General features: G+C 75.7%; 12 protein-coding genes. 4 read left to right on the forward strand and 8 right to left on the reverse strand.

All coding sequences use genetic code 11. From position 1 onward, the window contains the following. Nucleotides 1-46 precede the first annotated feature (46 nt). On the reverse strand, nt 47-1,183 hold the full coding sequence (locus tag BMW62_RS13125; protein ID WP_139206261.1) for a hypothetical protein: 1,137 nt from the start codon (nt 1,181-1,183) through the stop codon (nt 47-49). A gap of 115 nt (nt 1,184-1,298) precedes the next feature. Between BMW62_RS13125 and BMW62_RS13130 the strand changes: the two genes are divergently transcribed. Then, complete coding sequence (locus BMW62_RS13130) at nt 1,299-2,228, forward strand: LLM class F420-dependent oxidoreductase (RefSeq protein ID WP_091931306.1); 930 nt, start codon at nt 1,299-1,301, stop codon at nt 2,226-2,228. 16 nt (nt 2,229-2,244) lie between these two features. Here the strand turns inward: BMW62_RS13130 and BMW62_RS13135 are convergent, their stop codons facing one another. Continuing rightward, nucleotides 2,245-3,312, reverse strand: coding sequence for a class I SAM-dependent methyltransferase (locus tag BMW62_RS13135; RefSeq protein ID WP_091931307.1), 1,068 nt, complete (start codon nt 3,310-3,312; stop codon nt 2,245-2,247). Nucleotides 3,313-3,494: 182 nt separating this feature from the next. Between BMW62_RS13135 and BMW62_RS13140 the strand changes: the two genes are divergently transcribed. Then, nucleotides 3,495-4,196 (forward strand): winged helix-turn-helix transcriptional regulator, encoded by a 702-nt coding sequence (locus BMW62_RS13140; protein WP_091931308.1) that lies wholly within the window; start codon nt 3,495-3,497, stop codon nt 4,194-4,196. A gap of 4 nt (nt 4,197-4,200) precedes the next feature. Here BMW62_RS13140 and BMW62_RS13145 read toward each other — a convergent pair whose 3' ends face one another. Further along, nucleotides 4,201-5,709, reverse strand: coding sequence for a GGDEF domain-containing protein (locus BMW62_RS13145; RefSeq protein ID WP_139206262.1), 1,509 nt, complete (start codon nt 5,707-5,709; stop codon nt 4,201-4,203). A 105-nt stretch (nt 5,710-5,814) separates the two neighbouring features. After that, a complete protein-coding gene (locus BMW62_RS13150) occupies nt 5,815-8,097 on the reverse strand; it encodes a putative bifunctional diguanylate cyclase/phosphodiesterase (protein WP_244524019.1) in 2,283 nt (760 codons plus the stop codon). A 325-nt stretch (nt 8,098-8,422) separates the two neighbouring features. Between BMW62_RS13150 and leuS the strand changes: the two genes are divergently transcribed. Continuing rightward, nucleotides 8,423-11,344: a leucine--tRNA ligase gene (leuS, locus tag BMW62_RS13155; RefSeq protein ID WP_091931311.1), complete on the forward strand. Its 2,922-nt coding sequence runs from the start codon at nt 8,423-8,425 to the stop codon at nt 11,342-11,344. Nucleotides 11,345-11,394: 50 nt separating this feature from the next. On the opposite strand, the gene BMW62_RS13160 is transcribed toward leuS, so the two are convergent. From BMW62_RS13160 to BMW62_RS13170, 3 genes are all read right to left on the reverse strand, one after another. Beyond that, entirely contained in the window at nt 11,395-11,988 is a 594-nt protein-coding gene (locus BMW62_RS13160) for a carboxymuconolactone decarboxylase family protein (RefSeq protein ID WP_091931312.1), read from the reverse strand. 25 nt (nt 11,989-12,013) lie between these two features. Beyond that, entirely contained in the window at nt 12,014-13,048 is a 1,035-nt protein-coding gene (gene lipB, locus BMW62_RS13165; RefSeq protein ID WP_244524020.1) for a lipoyl(octanoyl) transferase LipB, read from the reverse strand. A gap of 61 nt (nt 13,049-13,109) precedes the next feature. Next, nucleotides 13,110-14,354 (reverse strand): NAD(P)/FAD-dependent oxidoreductase, encoded by a 1,245-nt coding sequence (locus BMW62_RS13170; RefSeq protein ID WP_091931313.1) that lies wholly within the window; start codon nt 14,352-14,354, stop codon nt 13,110-13,112. Nucleotides 14,355-14,447: 93 nt separating this feature from the next. Here BMW62_RS13170 and BMW62_RS13175 point away from each other — a divergent pair, with 93 nt between their 5' ends. Next, complete coding sequence (locus BMW62_RS13175) at nt 14,448-16,133, forward strand: serine/threonine-protein kinase (protein WP_091931314.1); 1,686 nt, start codon at nt 14,448-14,450, stop codon at nt 16,131-16,133. Nucleotides 16,134-16,146: 13 nt separating this feature from the next. On the opposite strand, the gene BMW62_RS13180 is transcribed toward BMW62_RS13175, so the two are convergent. Then, nucleotides 16,147-17,052: a TIGR01777 family oxidoreductase gene (locus BMW62_RS13180; protein ID WP_091931315.1), complete on the reverse strand. Its 906-nt coding sequence runs from the start codon at nt 17,050-17,052 to the stop codon at nt 16,147-16,149. Nucleotides 17,053-17,075 lie beyond the last annotated feature (23 nt).

Raw genomic sequence — 17,075 nt, forward strand, 5'->3', positions numbered from 1 at the left:
GTCGCTCGAGGCGGCGGGGGCTGCGGTGGGGGACCGGTGTGAGCGGTCAGACCTGCTTGTCGTCGGGCCCGGCGGTCGGGCCCTCCTGGGCGCCGCCCCCGGAGGAGAAGGGCTCCGGCGTGTTCTTGATGTCCTCGCTGGCGCTGTCGGCTCCGTCGCCGTCGACGAACTGGGCGTCGCGGACGCCCATGTCCGACTCGTTCGGCGAGGAGTCACCGGCGGTGAACTGCGCGTCGGAGACCGTCTTGCCGGAGTCGCTGGAACTGGGGGAGCTGGGCACGGGGTCCTCTCGGTAGCTGGGCACCGGGCCGTCGCCGGCCGGAGCGGGCGTCCACGACTCCTGCTTGCTGCGCCGGAGGAGGACGAAGGCGGCGGTACCCGCGGCCAGCAGCGCCAACACCCACGGCCAGCGGCGCGGCTCGGGCTCCACGCCCGCCCGGCGCTTGACGGCGGTGGCGGTGGCGAGCGCCGCCGTCTCGAACTCGCGGCGCTTCTTCGCGGCGTTCTTGCGCGCCTTCTTCGCGTTCTTGCGCGCCTTCCGCGTGGACTCGGCGGCCGCGGCGGCCAGCTCGGCGCGGCGCGCGTCGAGCTCGCTGCGGGCGCTGTCCACCCCGGCGGCGAGCGTGCCGCGCGCGCTCTCCAGCGCCGGCGACACCGCCTCGCGGGCCGCGACCACCCGCGGGGTGGCGTAGGCCAGCGCCGCGGCCTGCGCGGCGGTGAGGCGCGGGCCGACGTCCTCCCGGAGGGCCTTCTGGGCGGCCTCCACCCGTGGGGCGAGGTCGGTCGCGGCCCGGTTGGCCGCCAGCTGGGCCGCGGCGAGGGAGGCGGCGACCCGGGGCGCCGCTGCCTCGCGGGCCGCGTCCACGCGGGGTCCGAGGGCGTCCCGCGCCGCGTCCACGCGGGGTCCGAGGGCCTCGCGGGCCGCGTCCACGCGGGGCCCGAAGGCTTCCCGCGCCGCGTCCACGCGGGGCCCGAGCGTGTCGCGCGCGGAGGCGACGGCCGGGGCGGCGACGGCGGCCGCGGCGGCCACCTTCGGTGCCACGGCGCGCTGGGCTGCCTCCACGCGTGGAGCGAGTTGTTCGGCGGCGGCGCGACCTGCCTCGGTCACCGCCGTCCCCAGGTGGGCCAGGCCCTCCTGCACTTCGGCGCTGATGACTTCGCCGCGCGTCTTCTTCCGGAACACGTGCTGCACCTCCGAGTTGACGTCTGGCGATCATCCTGCCCGGTCCGGCCGGTCCGCACACCCCGAGGGGGCAGCCGGATGAACACCCGGACGTGGTGCTGGTTACGGTCCGGCGGTGCAGTTGCGCATCTTCACCGAGCCGCAGATGGGCGCCACGTACGACGACCTGCTGGCCGTCGCCCGGCGCACGGAGGAGACGGGCTTCGACGCCTTCTTCCGTTCCGACCACTACCTGACCATGGGGGGCGACGGCCTGCCCGGGCCCACCGACGCCTGGATCACGCTGGCCGGGCTCGCCCGGGAGACCAGCCGCATCCGGCTGGGCACGCTCATGACCGCGGGCACCTTCCGGCTCCCCGGCCCGCTGGCGATCTCGGTCGCGCAGGTCGACGCGATGAGCGGTGGACGGGTGGAGCTCGGGATCGGCTCCGGCTGGTTCGAGGCCGAGCACACCGCCTACGGCATCCCGTTCCCGCCGCTGGGGGAGCGGTTCGACCGGTACGAGGAGCAGCTCGCCGTCATCACCGGGCTGTGGGCCACGCCCGTGGGCGAGACCTTCGACTTCGACGGGCGGCACTACCAGCTCTCCGGTTCGCCGGCGCTGCCCAAGCCGGTGCAGGAGGGCGGCGTGCCGGTCCTCGTCGGCGGCAGGGGGAAGCGGCGCACCCCGCGGCTGGCGGCCCGGTACGCGCACGAGTTCAACGTGCCGTTCATGCCCGCCGACGAGAACGCCCGCCTGTTCGCCGGGGTGCGGGAGGCATGCGACGAGGCCGGTCGCGACCCGTCGTCCATGGTGTTCAGCTCGGCGCTGGTGCTCTGCGTCGGCAGGGACGAGGCCGAGCTCGCCCGCCGCGCCGCGGCCATCGGGCGCGACGTCGACGAGCTCCGTGAGCACGGCGTCGCCGGTACCCCGGCGGAGGCGGTCGAGGTGCTGGGCCGCTACGCCGAGGCGGGAGCCCAGCGGGTGTACCTGCAGGTCCTCGACCTCTCCGACCTCGACCACCTCGACCTGATGGCGAGCGAGGTGGCGCCCCAGCTCGCCTGAGGCGCCACCCGCCCACCTACGGACGGCGACCGTACGTCAGCGCGTGCATCGGCGTCAGCTGCACCGACCCCAGGTCGGTGAACCCGTGGCGGGTGAGCAGCTCGTCGTAGGCCGCGCGGGGGAGCAGCTGGTCGTCGATCTGCGCCTCGAAGAACTGGATGCCGCTCATGATCCGGCCGGGGACCGTGCGCAGGCCCTCGTCGGTGCCGGGGAACGGGAAGTCGGAGATCACGAACCAGCCCCCCGGCTCCAGGGCGGCCTGCACGTTCTCGGCCACCCGGTCGATGTCGCGGCACTCGTGCATCGAGATGTTGTTGACGACGACGCGCGCCGGGGTCTCCAGCGCCATGTCCTCCAGGGCGCTGTGCACCAGCTCCACCCGGCCGCCCAGCCCGGCGTCGTCCACGCGTGCCCGGGCGAGGTCGAGCGAGTGCCGGTCGCCGTCGACGCCGACGACCGCGCAGCGCGGGTAGGTGGTGGCCAGCCGCACCAGACCGGCACCCGCGCCGCACGCCGTGTCGACCACCCGGCAGCCCGCAGCCAGCGCGTCGGCGAGGCCCGGCACGCGGTCGAGCCCGCCGGGCACCAGCCGGGTGTAGAAGGGCGTCCCGGTGCCCGAGACCGCGGCGATCCACGCCGGGCTGGTGTCCTCCCACCACATGCGCTCGCCGCTGGCGAAGGCCTGCTCGAACCGCCCGAAGACCTCGTGCGCCTCCAGCACGCCGAAGACCCCGCCGACGTAGGCCGGCGAGGTGCTGTCGAGCAGGAGCGTGGCCATGTGCGGCGCGAGCCGGAAGCCGGTGCCCGCGCGGTCCAGGATCCCCGCCCCCACGGCGGCGCGGCACCAGACGGAGACGTAGAAGGGATCGAGCTCCAGCGCCCCGGCGAGCTCGTCGGCGGTGGACCCCGGGTGCTCGGCGAGCCTGCTCAGCAGGCCCGAGCGCAGCCCGATCGCCACGGTGCGGTGGCCCACGTAGCCGGCGATCAGCGACAGGACGGTCGGGGCGGTGTCGGCCAGGCTGGGGCCCGGAGCGACGGCGGTCGGGGTCGCCGGGGTCGCCGGGCTCGGCGCGGTGGTGGTCATGGTGGCCTCCTGGGGGATGGGGACGGTGGCCCCGTCACCGTCCCGCCGTCCCGCTCCCCGGCTCCAGTGCTGGATGTGAACCGCACCGGTACTCGGTCTGTACCGCGGCCCGCGGCCCTTCCGGGAAGCCGCGGGCGGTCCTACCGTTCGTACCGCACGGGGACGTCGGGAGGGATCCCGCCATGCCCTCGCAGTACGGCCAGTTCTGCCCGGTGGCCAAGGCCATGGAGCTGCTCGACGAACGGTGGACGCTGCTCGTCGTCCGCGAGCTGATGCTCGGCAGCCGGCACTTCAACGCCCTGCGCCGGGGCCTGCCCCGGATGTCGCCCGCGCTGCTCTCGAAGCGGCTGCACACGCTGGTCCGCGCCGGCGTGGTGGAGCGGTGGGAGGACGGCAACCGGGTCACCTACCGGCTCACCGAGTCCGGCCGGGAGCTGGAGCCCATCGTGGACGCGCTGGGCCGCTGGGGGATCCGCTGGGTCCCCGAGCTCGGCGACGCCGACCTCGATCCGCACCTGCTGCTGTGGGACATCCACCGCAACGTCGACACCGAGGCGGTGCCCGACGGCCGCACGGTGATCGTCTTCTCCTTCCCCGAACTGGCGACCGCGCGGCGCTGGTGGCTGGTGATCGCCGCGGACGGGGTCGACGTCTGCGACGTCGACCCCGGCTTCCCGGTGCGGGTGACCGTGCAGGCCGACCTGCGGACCCTCACGCGGGTGTGGCGAGGCGACATCGGGTGGGCCGAGGCGCTCCGCTCCGGAGACCTGGTGCTGGGCGGGGAGCCGCAGGCCTGCCGGGCGCTCCCGCGCTGGCTGCGGCTGTCCTCGGTCGCCCTGACGCCACGGCCGGGCGGCAGCCCGCAACCGGTCGCCGCCCGGTGACCTCTCAGCCGGAGGGGGCGACGTCGGCCTCGGCGGCCGGCGACGTGGCCGGGGACCGAGGTGACGGCACCTGGTCGCCTGTCCCCGGGGCGTGGTGCCGCACCCCGCCGCCGGCGCCCTTCGCGGCGTACATGGCCACGTCCGCGCACCGCAGCAGCGCGGCGGGCTCGGCGGCATCCCGGGGGGCGAGGGCGAGGCCGATGCTCACGCCCACCCGCACCGGTACGCCGGCGACGGTCACGGGGCGGCGCACGACCTCGGCCAGCCGCTCGGCGCACTCGGGGGCGACGTCGGGGTCCGTGGTGTCCAGCACCACCACGAACTCGTCGCCGCCCAGGCGGGCGACCAGGTCGGTGGGCCGCAGCACCTCCTGCAGCCGCTGGCTCAACCGGCGCAGCAACTCGTCGCCGGCCTCGTGCCCCAGGCCGTCGTTGACCGCCTTGAACCCGTCGAGGTCGAGCAGCAGCACGCCGGTGGGCCGGGCGGCGCCCAGGTCCGCCTCCAGGCGGCGCATCAGGGACCGGCGGTTGGGCAGGCCGGTCAGGTCGTCGGTGCCGGCCTGGCGGCCGGCCTCGTGCAGGGCCCGGCTCTCCGCGAAGGTCACCGCGCTGCGCACGAGGAAGGCCGCCAGGCAGGCCAGGGCGCAGATCTCGTCGGGCCCGGTGCGGCCGTCGCCCCACCGGGCGCCGAGCACCGCCAGCGAGCCCACCGCGCACCCCAGGGGGATCGCCAACGACCGCCAGCGGACCCGGTGCTCCGGCACGTCCGGGGCGCGCCGGCGGGGCCGGGTCAGCCACGCGGCCGCAGCGGTCAGGCTGGCGTTGACCATCCAGAGGAGGTCCAGCGGGCCGCCCGGGACGTACCCGCCGGCTGCCTGCTCCCGGGCCAGCAGCAGGTCGCCGGCGAACTTCACGGCCACGATGACGCAGACGGTGGTGAGAACGAGGTCGGCCCGGTGCCCGATCATCGCCAGGACCGCGCCGACGAGCGCCAGCAGCAGCACGTCGGCGACCGGGTAGGCCAGGTTCACGGCCACGCCGAGTGCGGACATGTCCGCGGCCCCGACGCCCGGGTCGAGGACCGCGACGGCGACCGCGGTGGCACCCAGGGCGCCGACCAGGCCGTCGAGCCACGTGCCGGGACGGGGGCGGGCGAGCCGGGCGTGCACCATCAGCACCGGGGTGGCGAACAGCGCCGGGTAGGCGGCGAGCCACAAGGCGTCGGCGGCGGAGGGGAACGGCGGGTCCGGGTTCCCGGCCAACAGCGCCAGGTGGACGAGGTCGCCGGCCAGGTTGCAGAGCCAGGCGGCGCCGGCGGCCCACCAGACGAACCGCTCCGCGGGCACCCGCCGGGCCGCCCGCAGGCAGACCGCGACCGCCAGCAGCGGGGCCGCGACGGCGAGCGCACCCGAGTCGACGAGGTTCGCCGCCGGCGTCCCCGGGGACTGCCACACGCCCAGGGCGAAGACGGCCGTGCAGACGAAGGTGGCCGCCACCACCAGCCGCCAACCCACCTCCGACCAGCCGGTTTCAGTCGTATCCGGTCGATCGGCGCGCACGCGCGCACCTTGGCACATCGACGGCTGCGGTCGCGGTGAACCCCGGCCCGACGCGCGCATTCAGGCGCGGGTCCGTTCCGCCGGCCCGCGGGGAGCGGGGAGCGCCGGGCGGGCCGTGCCCGTCCGGGTGCGGCCGGCCAGCCAGTCGAGGAACTGCTCGACCGGCATGGGCCGGGCGACCGCCCAGCCCTGGGCGACGTCGCAGCCGAGCGAGGCGAGCACCACCTTCGTCTCGTCGTCCTCCACGCCCTCGGCGACCAGGGTCAGGCCCAGGTCGTGTGCGAGGGCCACGGTGTGCCGGACGATCGCCGTCGCCCGGTGGTCGCGGCCCAGGTCGGCGGTGAGGCTGCGGTCGAGCTTGAGCTCGTCGGCCGGCAGGTGGCGCAGGTAGGCCAGGGAGCTGTACCCGGTGCCGTAGTCGTCGATCGACGTGCGGACGCCGAGCCGGCGCAGCTCGCCCAGCACCGTGCGGCCGCGGTCGGGGTCGGCCATGAGCGTGTCCTCGACCAGTTCGAGGGTGAGCGCCTCGGCCGGGAGGCCGTGCGCGCGGAGCAGCCGCGAGACGGTGGCCGGGAGATCGGGGTCGGTCACGTTGGCGGCCGAGAGGTTCACCGACACCGGCACCGCCCGCTCGGGCCACCACCGGGTCGCCGCGGTCAGGGCGAGCCCGAGGACGGCGTCGGTGAGCGGCCGCATGAGACCGGCCTGCTCCGCGGCGGGCAGGACGACGGCGGGCGAGAGCAGCCCGCGCACGGGGTGCTCCCACCGCACGAGCGCCTCGACGCCGACCACCTCCCCGCCGCCCAGCGCCACCTGCGGCTGCAGGTGCACGACCAGCTGCCCCTCGGCGAGGGCGGTCCGGAGGTCCTCCATGGTGCGCAGCCGGTCGCCGGAGCCGCTGCCGGGATCGGGCACGTAGGAGCGCACCCCCTCGCGGGCGTTCTTCGCCGCGTACATCGCCACGTCGGCGCAGCGCAGCAGCTCGGTCACGGTGGCGGCGGGCACCGGCCCGGTGGCGATGCCGACGCTGACCCCGACGTGCAGCCGCTCGCCCAGGACGACGAACGGTTCCAGCAGGCGGGCGCGCAGCCGCTCGGCGCGCGCGGTGGCGCCGTCGACCCCGGTGCCGGGCAGGAGGACGGCGAACTCGTCGCCGCCGAGGCGGGCGATCAGCTCGCCGGGACCGAGCGCGGGCCGCAGCCGCGGGCCGATCTGCCGCAGCAGGTCGTCACCGGCGGCGTGGCCCAGGCTGTCGTTGACCTCCTTGAACCCGTCGAGGTCGAGCAGCAGCAGGGCGACCGGCCGGCCGGTGCCCGGGGTGAGCGCCGTCCGGGCGTGCTCGAGCAGCGCCCGCCGGTTGGGCAGGCCGGTCAGCTCGTCGGTGCGGGCCTGCTCGCGGATCTCGTGCAGCCCGCGCAGCTCCTGGAAGGACATCGCCATCCGCGCCAGGGTGGCGAGCAGGCAGCCGACGGCGGCCCAGCCGGCGAGACCGAGGACGCCGTCACCCCACGTGCCGACGAGGACCGTGAGACTGACCGCGTTGGCCATCAGCGGCACGAAGAGGATCCGCCAGCCGATGCGGGCGAGCGGATCCACGTCGGCGGGGACGGTGCGCGGCGTGCACCCGGTCACGTGGGCGGCGACCGTCGTGAGCGCGGCCCCGGCCAGCCAGGTCAGGTTCAGCCCCCCGTCGACGGTTACGGCATCCCCGACGACCTGGGCCAGGTAGAGGCCGTCACCGGCGAGGTTGCAGAGCAACCCGGTCGACAGCAGCAGCAGCGGCCAGTCGCGGCGCAGGCCGATGATGGCGGCGGCGGCCGACAGGGCGGCGAGCAAGAGCGTGTCGGCGAGGGGGTAGAGCAGGGCGGCGGTGACGAGGCCGTCGTCCGGACCGGCGGCGATCAGCGGGAAGACGCTCACCGCGAGCGCGACCGCACCGAGTGCGCCGATGAGGGCGTCGAGCCACATGCTCGGGTGCGTGGCGGGCGCGCGGGACCGGATGAGCCCGGCCAGCGCGACGGCCAGGGCGGGGTACGACGGCAGCCAGAGCAGCATGATCATCCAGGAGGGGACCTCGCCGAACGACGGCGCCAGCACCACCGTGTGGAGGACCGTGCTGGCCGCGGCGGCCCCGAGCGCGAAGGCGAGGGCCAACCAGGCCGTGCGTTCCTGTCGGTGGCGGGCCGCCGTCCGCAGGCAGACGACCGCGCCCAGGACGTAGACGGCGTTGTAGAGCACCAGGTCGTAGAACACGGCGGTGCCCTCCGGCCGCCCGAGAACACCGGTGGCGTAGGCAGCGACGGTGGCGACGCAGGCGAAGGTCGCCCGACCGGTCGCGGGCACGGGACCGAGCCGGTGCTGTTCTGCTGAGGCCACATCGAGGACATCGGCCGCCGGGCATGCCCGTTTGATCCCGGCCCGCCGCCCCACCCCCGATCGGGGGAGAGGCCGCCGTCGTCCGTTCGGCGGAGATCCTCGTCCGCTAGGCGGAGATCGTCGCGGGCGGCCAGGCGGTACGCTCGGGCGCGTGACCGGGCGGCTCCTGCTTCTCCGGCCGTGCTGACCAGACATCCCTCTCCCAGCACGGCGACCCCTCCTGCGTGAGGGGTTTTTTGTTGCCCACCACCGGTACCGCACCGCGCGCACGACGATCCGGGAGCACGAGACGATGAGCCAGACCGACAGCCGCAGCACCGAGGCCACGGGCGGCGGGGTGGGCGGGGACATTCCCCGGCACCGGTACACCCCGGCGCTGGCCCAGCAGATCGAGCTGGCCTGGCAGGACCGGTGGGAGGCCGAGGGCACCTTCCACACGCCCAACCCGGTCGGGCGGCTGAGCGCGGGCTTCGAGCGGGTCGCCGACCGGCCGAAGTTCTTCGCGATGGACATGTTCCCGTACCCCTCGGGCGCGGGCCTGCACGTCGGTCACCCGCTGGGGTACCTCGGCACCGACGTCACGAGCCGGTTCCGCCGCATGGACGGCGACAACGTGCTGCACCCCATGGGCTACGACGCGTTCGGCCTGCCGGCGGAGCAGTACGCCGTCCAGACCGGGCAGCATCCCCGGATCACCACCGAGGCCAACATCGCCGCGATCAGCGCCCAGCTGCGGCGGCTGGGCGTCGACCACGACCAGCGCCGCACCTTCGCGACGATCGACCCGGGCTACTACAAGTGGACCCAGTGGATCTTCCTGCAGATCTTCGGCTCCTGGTTCGACGCGGACGCGGGCCGGGCGCGGCGCATCGAGGAGCTGGTCGCCGAGCTGGACGCCGGCACCCGCGAGCCGGGCGAGGGCACCAACCCCTACGGCCGCCCCTGGGCCGAGCTGGACGAGGTGCAGCGGGGCGTCGTCGTCGACGCGCACCGGCTGGCCTACCTGCACGAGGCGCCGGTCAACTGGTGCCCCGGCCTGGGCACCGTGCTGTCGAACGAGGAGGTCACGCCCGACGGCCGGTCCGAGCGCGGCAACTTCCCCGTCTTCCGGCGTCCGCTCAAGCAGTGGATGATGCGGATCACCGCCTACGCCGACCGGCTGCTGGCGGACCTGGACCGGCTGGACTGGTCGGACTCCCTCAAGCTGATGCAGCGCAACTGGATCGGGCGGTCCACGGGTGCGCGCATCCGATTCGCGGTGGCCGGGTTGGCGGGGCGGGTTGGCGACGGAGCGCCCATCGAGGTCTTCACCACCCGGCCCGACACCCTGTTCGGCGCCACCTACATGGTGCTGGCGCCGGAGCACCCGCTGGTCGGGCAGCTGACCGCGGACGCCTGGCCCGACGGCACCGACCCGCGCTGGACCGGCGGCGCCGCCACCCCGGCCGAGGCGTTGCGGGAGTACCAGCGGCAGGCCTCGCGCCGGTCGGAGCTGGACCGCCAGGACGCCGGCCGGGAGAAGACCGGCGTCTGGCTGGGCGCCACCGCCGTCAACCCGGTGAACGGCCGGGACCTGCCGGTGTTCATCGCCGATTACGTGCTCACCGGCTACGGCACCGGCGCGATCATGGCCGTGCCCGGCGAGGACACCCGCGACTTCGAGTTCGCCGAGGCCTTCGGGCTGCCCGTCGTCCGCACCGTGCAGCCGCCCGCGGACTTCGAGGGCGGCGCGTACACCGGCCCCGGCCGGATGATCAACTCCGCCAACGACGAGATCTCGCTGGACGGGCTGGACAAGGCCGAGGCGATCGCCCGGGTCACCGAGTGGCTGGTGGCGAAGGGCTCCGGCGAGGCGACCACCACCTACAAGCTGCGCGACTGGCTGTTCAGCCGGCAGCGCTACTGGGGCGAGCCGTTCCCGATCGTCTACGACGAGCACGACCGCCCGGTCGCCGTCCCGGAGTCGATGCTGCCGGTGCTGCTCCCCGAGGTCGACGACTACTCGCCCAAGACGTTCGACGACGACGACGCCGACTCCGCCCCCGAGCCGCCGCTGTCGCGCGCATCGGAGTGGACGACGGTCGAGCTGGACCTGGGCGACGGCGTGAAGAAGTACCGCCGCGAGACGAACACCATGCCCAACTGGGCCGGGTCGTGCTGGTACTACCTGCGCTACCTGGACCCGGGCGACGACGAGCGCATGGTCGACCCGGAGCTGGAGCGGTACTGGATGGGCCCGCGCGAGCCCGGCGACACCGGCGGCGTGGACCTCTACGTCGGTGGCGTCGAGCACGCGGTGCTGCACCTGCTGTACGCCCGCTTCTGGCACAAGGTGCTGCACGACCTCGGCCACGTCAGCAGCGAGGAGCCGTTCCGCCGGCTGGTCAACCAGGGCTACATCTCCGCCCACGCCTACACCGACGAGCGGGGCTTCTACGTGCCCGCGGCCGACGTGGAGGAGAAGGACGGGCGGTTCCTCTACCAGGGCGCCGAGGTCAACCGCGAGTACGGGAAGATCGGCAAGAGCCTCAAGAACATGGTGACGCCGGACGAGATGATCGGCGCCTACGGTGCCGACACCTTCCGGGTCTACGAGATGTCGACCGGCCCGCTGGAGCAGTCGCGGCCGTGGGAGACCAAGGCCGTGGTCGGCTCCCAGCGCCTGCTGCAGCGCATCTGGCGGGTCGTCGTCGACGAGGAGACCGGCGCGGTGCGGGCCGCCGACGTCGAGCCGGCCGAGGAGACGCTGCGCGCGCTGCACAAGGCGATCGACGGCGTCCGCGACGGCTACGCCACGTTGCGGTTCAACATCGCGATCGCCCGCATCACCGAGCTGACCAACCACCTCACCCAGGCGTACGGATCCGACCGGCCGGTGCCGCGATCGGTCGCCGAGCCGCTGGTGCTCCTGGTGGCCCCGCTGGCGCCGCACCTGGCCGAGGAGCTGTGGTCCCGGCTGGGCCACGACGGCTCCTCGGCGTGGGCACCGTTCCCGGTGGCCGACGAGCGGTGGCTGGTCGAGGACACGGTGCAGGTCGCCGTCCAGGTGAACGGCAAGGTGCGGTCGCAGGTGCAGGTGCCCGCGGACGCCGACGCGGCGGCGCTCGAGGCCGCCGCGCGGGCCGACGAGAAGATCGCCGGCCACCTGGAGGGGGCGACGATCCGCCGCGTCGTCGCCGTCCCGGGCCGGCTGGTCAACTTCGTCCTCGGCTGAACCCAGGTGGGCGGTGCGGCCTCGCCGCACCGCCCACCGGGGCGGGCTCCTCAGGAGCCGGCGTGCTTGCCGGCCTCCCACCCCGCGTCCTGCAGGCGGTCGGTGGCCCAGGCCAGCGGCGAGCGTTCCAGCTGCGTGGCCATGGTGTCGTTCCACCGGTTGAGGAAGCCGAAGTTGGCGATGACAGCGACGATCTCGACGATCTGGTCGTCGTCGAAGTGCCGGCGCAGGTCGGTCATCTCGTCGTCGGTCACGGCGTTGGGGGTCAGCCCCGCGCCACGGGCCACGCGCAGGGCGGCCCGCTCGGCCTCCGTGAAGAGCGGGCTGGCCTCGAAGTCCCAGACCGCGGCCAGCTTGCGCGCGTCGGCGCCCCGCTGCTCCGCCACGTGCGAGGTGTGCGCCTGGCAGTACGCGCAGCCGGCGGCACCGGAGACGACGGTCGCGACCAACTGCTTGAGCACGCCTCCGACCGTGCCCTCGGCCATGACCACCGCGTTGAGGCGAGCGAAGGCCTCCATGATCTCAGGCCGCCGGGCCATGGTCAGCGTGCTGTTGGGCAGGACCCCCAGCGCGGCCTCCACGGCACGGAACGTGTCCTCGTACTGCGGCAGCGACTCGCGCGGCAACGGCTCGATCCTGGGCATGGCGTCCTCCTCGGGGTGAGGAGGTTTACCTTAGCGCTGAGGCAACTCCGGGGCGGTCGGTGACGGACGGCGAACGCGCCGCGGTGGTCCCGACGGCGAGGACGGCGCGCATTGCGTCCTCGACCGGCTGCAGCGCGTCGGCCACCGTCACGTCCCGGCCCAGTTCGGCCGACAGCGAGGTCACGCCGGCGTCGGGGATGCCGCACGGGACCATGTTGGCGAACGCGGTCAGATCGGGATCGCAGTTGAGCGCGAAGCCGTGCATCGTGACGCCGCGCGCGACGCGGATGCCGATCGCGGCCACCTTCCGCTCCGGCCGGTGCCCCTGACCCGGCTCTTCCGCGGGCACCCAGACGCCGCTGCGCCCCTCGACCTGCCCGGCTGCCAGGCCGAAGCCGGCGCAGACCTCGATCAGAGCCTCCTCCAGCCGGCGGACGTAGGCGACCACGTCGACCGGGTCGGGGAGCGCGACGATCGGGTAGCCGACCAGCTGGCCGGGGCCGTGCCAGGTGATCTTCCCGCCGCGGTCGACGTCGATCACGGGTGTGCCGTCGAAGGGGCGCTCGTGGGGCTCGGTGCGCTTGCCGGCGGTGTAGACCGGCGGGTGCTCGAGCAGCAGCAGCGTGTCGGGGGCCTCGCCGGCGACCCGCCGGGCGTGCAGCTCGCGCTGCTGCGCCCAGGCCTCCTCGTAGGGAACGGTGCCCGCCCGGATGATCCGCAGCTCGCTCACGGCCGCCAGCCTATGCCCGTGCCACGCGAGGCGTCGCGGTTCGCACCGGGTCTCCACGGCGGTGCCGTCCGGGCCGCGCTCCACGCGGCAGGCGGCGGCGCCGGGGCGGTCGCTCACCGCCTCCACCAGCGCGGTGCGCCGGTGGACCAGGCCCGCCCCGTCGTCGGTGGCGTGGCCCCCGGGCAGCGTGCCGTCGGCCACCGGCCGGTGGTACAGCGGGCGGCGCTGCTCCTCGGAGTCGTGGTGCACCGCGTTGGACGTGGGGATGGGGCCGAGGCCGTTCGTGACCGGCCGCAGCCCGGGGCCGTAGGAGTCGGTGGTGCCGCCCACGTGCCGCCACGGGAGGCGAAGCCCGTGCTCGTCGCCAGGATCGTCGGCGCGGTCGCGGGCATCAGGCGGCCCCTCCGTCTCCGGGACGCAACCGGCGCAGCACCGCGCGGGCGGCCCGTGCGCCGCTGGCCATCGCGCCCTGGATGGACGGCGTGTCCCGGTGGTCGCCGCAGACGAACAGCCCGTCCCCGAGGTCGACGGGACGGCGCAGCTGCAGCGGCGGGAGCGCGGCGGGCTGCGCGCCCGGCACGGTGACCGTCGTCAGGTGCTCGAGCTCCGAGGGGGAGACGCCGTGCGCCGCCGCGATCTCGTCGCGGACGTCGGCCTCGCGGCTGCGGTCCAGCGTGGAGCTGGCCACCAGCGCCCGGCCGTCCGGGCTGTACCGGGGCTGGGCGTCGGAGACGACCGCGCTGTTCACCAGCCGGCCCCGCGGCTGGCCGAGGACGATCAGCGGTGAGGGCCACGGCGACGCGGGCAGCACGTGCAGGTGGGTGGTCACCTCCCGGGGTGCGTCCGCCTCGACCGCGGGGAGCAGCCGCGACGCCGTCGCCGGCTCGGTGGCGACGACGACGGCGCCGGCCGACCAGGTGCCCTCGTCGGTGGTCGCGGACCCGGGGGACACCGACCGCACCGCGGTGCGCAGGTGCACCCGCCCGCTGTCCAGGCGCCCGGCCAGCTGCTCGCCGATCGCCTGCATCCCGGCGGCCGGCAGCCCGGTCGAGCCCCGCACGAAGCTGCGCCACAGCAGGTCCACGTAGCGGCTGGAGGTGGCGAGCTCGTCCTCGAGGAGGACCCCGGCGAGGAAGGGGCGGAGGAAGCGCTCCAGCGCCGCTTCACCCACGCCCGCGGCGCGCAGCGCCCCCTCCGCCGTCGTCTCGGGAGCGCGGAGCAGCCGGCCGACGGGGGCGTAGCCGGCGCGGAGCGAGAAGGCGACCAGGGCCGCCTTCTCGCGAACCGAGCCCAGCGGCGCCGCTGCGGTGCCGACGACGGCGGTCGGCTGGCGGCGGGGATCGACGACCCGGTGGGCGCGTCCCTCCACCCGGATCACCGCACCCCGTTCGAACCACCCGAGCTCCAACGCCGCGAGGTCCAGGTCGGCCGCCCGCGGGTAGCCGGTGTTGAACACCTGGAAGCCGCGGTCGACGACGAAGCCGTCGATGCGCTCGGTGGCCAGCCGGCCGCCGGCGTGGTCCCCGGCCTCCAGCACGTGCACGTCGACGCCGGCCGCAGCAAGCCGGACGGCGGCGGAGAGCCCGGCCAGGCCGGCTCCGACGACGAGGACCTCGGCACGGGTCGACGTGGACACCGCCCGACGGTAACGGGCACCGGACGCCCGCGCGGCCGGTGCCTGTGGACGGCGGGAGCGCGGGGGAGCCGGGTGCGCCTAGCGTCCTGCCTCGTGCCGACCGCCGTCCCGCCCGCCGCGCCGGAGACTCCACCGCCCCCGGCCGTGCCGGGCTACGTCCTGCAGGCCCTCCTGGGCCGCGGCGCCTCGGGGGAGGTGTGGCAGGCGGTCCCGAGGGAGGGCGGCGACCCGGTGGCGGTGAAGGTGCTCGTGGCCGGGGATCCCGCACGGCAGGCGCGCGAGGCGGTCCTGCTGGGGGAGCTCGACCACCCGCACCTGGTCCGCCTGGTCGACGTCGTGCACCAGCCGCGCCGGGGTGGGGTCGCCCGGGTCGCGCTGGTGCTGGAACTGCTGCCCGGCGGCAGCCTCGCCGCGCTGCTGGCCCGCCGCGGCCGGTTGCGCCCCGGGGAGGTCGTCACGGCGATCGCGCCGGTGGCCGCGGCCCTGGCGCACGCGCACGACCACGGCGTCGTCCACGGCGACCTCGCCCCGGGCAACATCGTGTTCACCGCCGAGGGGCGTCCGGTGCTCACCGATCTGGGCGTCGCCCGGGTGCTGGGGGAGACGGCGGCGGCGGAGGTGACGCCGGCCTACGTCGACCCGGCCGTCGCCCGGGGTGGCGCCCCCGGCCCCGCCTCGGACGTGTTCGGCGTCGCCGCCGCGGCCTTCCACGCGCTCACCGGCATCGCGCCGTGGAACGCCGCGACGCCCGCGGGCACGCTGACGGTGGCGGCGTCCGGGCAGCTGCCCGCGCTGGCGGAGCTCGCCCCCGGCGCGCCCCCGCGGCTGGTCGAGGTCATCTCCCGGGGCCTCGCGGCCGACCCGCACGCGCGCGGCACGGCGGCGGAGTTCGCGCTCGATCTGCGGCACGCCTGCCGGGCGGAGCCCGTGGTGCTGGGTGCGGCGCCGCCCGCCGGCGGCCACGGCCGCCCCGATGACCGCGCGGTGCTCACCCACGTCGTACCGGGGCGCCGGCCCCGGCCCGGGCCGGTCGCCGAGGCGCCGCCGGGGCGGCGGCGGTGGTCCGCCCGTGCGGTCAGCGGCTCGGCCCCGCCGGCCCGCGGGCTGCTCGTCACCGCCCTGGTGGTCGCGGCGCTCGCCGTCACCGCCTGGCTGGGCACCCGTTGGGGTGGCGGGACCGACGCCCCGGGCATGGCCGTCGCCGCGAGCGAGGCGGCGCACGGCAGCCCGACCCCGAGCAGCAGCCCGACTCCGAGCGTGAGCCCGGCCCCGAGCGTGAGCCCGGCCCCGAGCGTGAGCCCGGCCCCGAGCGTGAGCCCGACCCCGGCCTCAGGCCCCCCGACCCAGGTCGCGGAACCAGCAGCCGACGCGGCCGGAACGCCCACCAGCCCGGACGGATGGCGTGCGCTGGTCGCCGACCTCTACGGCCGGCGCGCCGAGGGGCTCAGCGGGTCACCGGATCGGCTGCGCACGGTGCACCTGCCCGGCAGCCCGCTCCTGGCGGCCGACGAGGCGCACGCGCGCGCCCTGGCCGAGGCCGGCGAGGTGCTGGACGGCTTCGCGCCGGTGGTGGTCGACGTCGCCGTCGTCGAGGCATCGGCCGACCGGGCCGAGCTGCTGCTCACCGACCGTTGGCCGGACTACCGCGTGGTCCCGGCCGAGGACCCGGGCGGGCCGGCGGTGCGCACGGTCCCGGGCCGGCCCGAGGCCCAGGTGCGGATGCTGCTCGTTCGCACCCCGGAGGGCTGGCGGATCGACCGCGCGGAACGGGTGGCCTGACCGGACGGCGGGCTCAGTCCCGGGCCACCGCCGCGCGCACCGCGGACTCGACGTCTCCGTGGGTGAACCGGAACCCGGCCTCCGTCAGCTTCGCCGGCACCGCCCGCTGCCCGGCCAGGACACCGACCTGGGCGAACTCACCGAGCACCACCCACAGCGCCGGCCCGGGCACGGGCAGCCTGGTCGGCCGGTGGAGGACGCGGCCCAGCGTGGCGGTGAACTCCGCGTTGGTGACGGGCTCGGGGCCGCACAGGTTCACCGGACCGGGCACCGGGTGGGTGAGCAGGAACCGGATCGCGCCGACCTCGTCCTCCTGGCTGATCCAGGGGACGTACTGCCGGCCGGACCCCAGCCGCCCACCCAGCCCGGCGCGGACGATCGGCAGGATCCGCGCGAGCAGGCCACCGCGGCCGAGCACCAGGCCGGTGCGGAGGGTGGTCACGCGCACCCCCGCGTCGGCGGCCGGCGCGGTCGCGCCCTCCCACGCCGCGCAGACGCGGGCGAGGAAGTCGTCCCCGGCAGGCTCGGACTCGTCGACGACGCGGTCGCCGGTGTCGCCGTACCAGCCGACCGCCGACCCGTTCAGCAGCACCCGGGTCCGGTCCGGGTCGGCCGTGGCGGCCTCGGCCAGCGCCTCGCTCAGCGTCGCCGTGCTGTCCACCCGGCTGGTGAGCACCGCCTGCTTGTGCCGCTCGCTCCAGCGCCGGTCACCCACGCCGACGCCGGAGAGGTTGACGACCGCGTCGACGTCCCGGAGCAGCGCCGGGTCGATGCGCCGGTGCTGCGGGTCCCAGCGGTGCTCGTCGGCCGTCCGCGGGGTGCGGCGCACCAGTTGGAGGATCTCGTGGCCGTCGGCGCGCAGCGCGGGCAGCAGGGCGCTGCCGATCATCCCGGACGCACCGGACACGGCGACCTTCATGCGGCGCTCCCCCACGGGCACGG

It is taken from the genome of Blastococcus sp. DSM 46786, from assembly GCF_900109665.1.
GTDB classification, from domain to species: Bacteria; Actinomycetota; Actinomycetes; order Mycobacteriales; family Geodermatophilaceae; genus Blastococcus; species Blastococcus carthaginiensis.

Bases quoted from the DNA above. Each gene is read 5' to 3' on its own strand.
- BMW62_RS13160 (WP_091931312.1), bottom strand. From the start codon at position 11,988: ATGCCCAGGATCGAGCCGTTGCCGCGCGAGTCGCTGCCGCAGTACGAG.
- leuS (WP_091931311.1), top strand. From the start codon at position 8,423: ATGAGCCAGACCGACAGCCGCAGCACCGAGGCCACGGGCGGCGGGGTG.
- BMW62_RS13180 (WP_091931315.1), bottom strand. From the start codon at position 17,052: ATGAAGGTCGCCGTGTCCGGTGCGTCCGGGATGATCGGCAGCGCCCTG.
- BMW62_RS13135 (WP_091931307.1), bottom strand. From the start codon at position 3,312: ATGACCACCACCGCGCCGAGCCCGGCGACCCCGGCGACCCCGACCGCC.
- BMW62_RS13140 (WP_091931308.1), top strand. From the start codon at position 3,495: ATGCCCTCGCAGTACGGCCAGTTCTGCCCGGTGGCCAAGGCCATGGAG.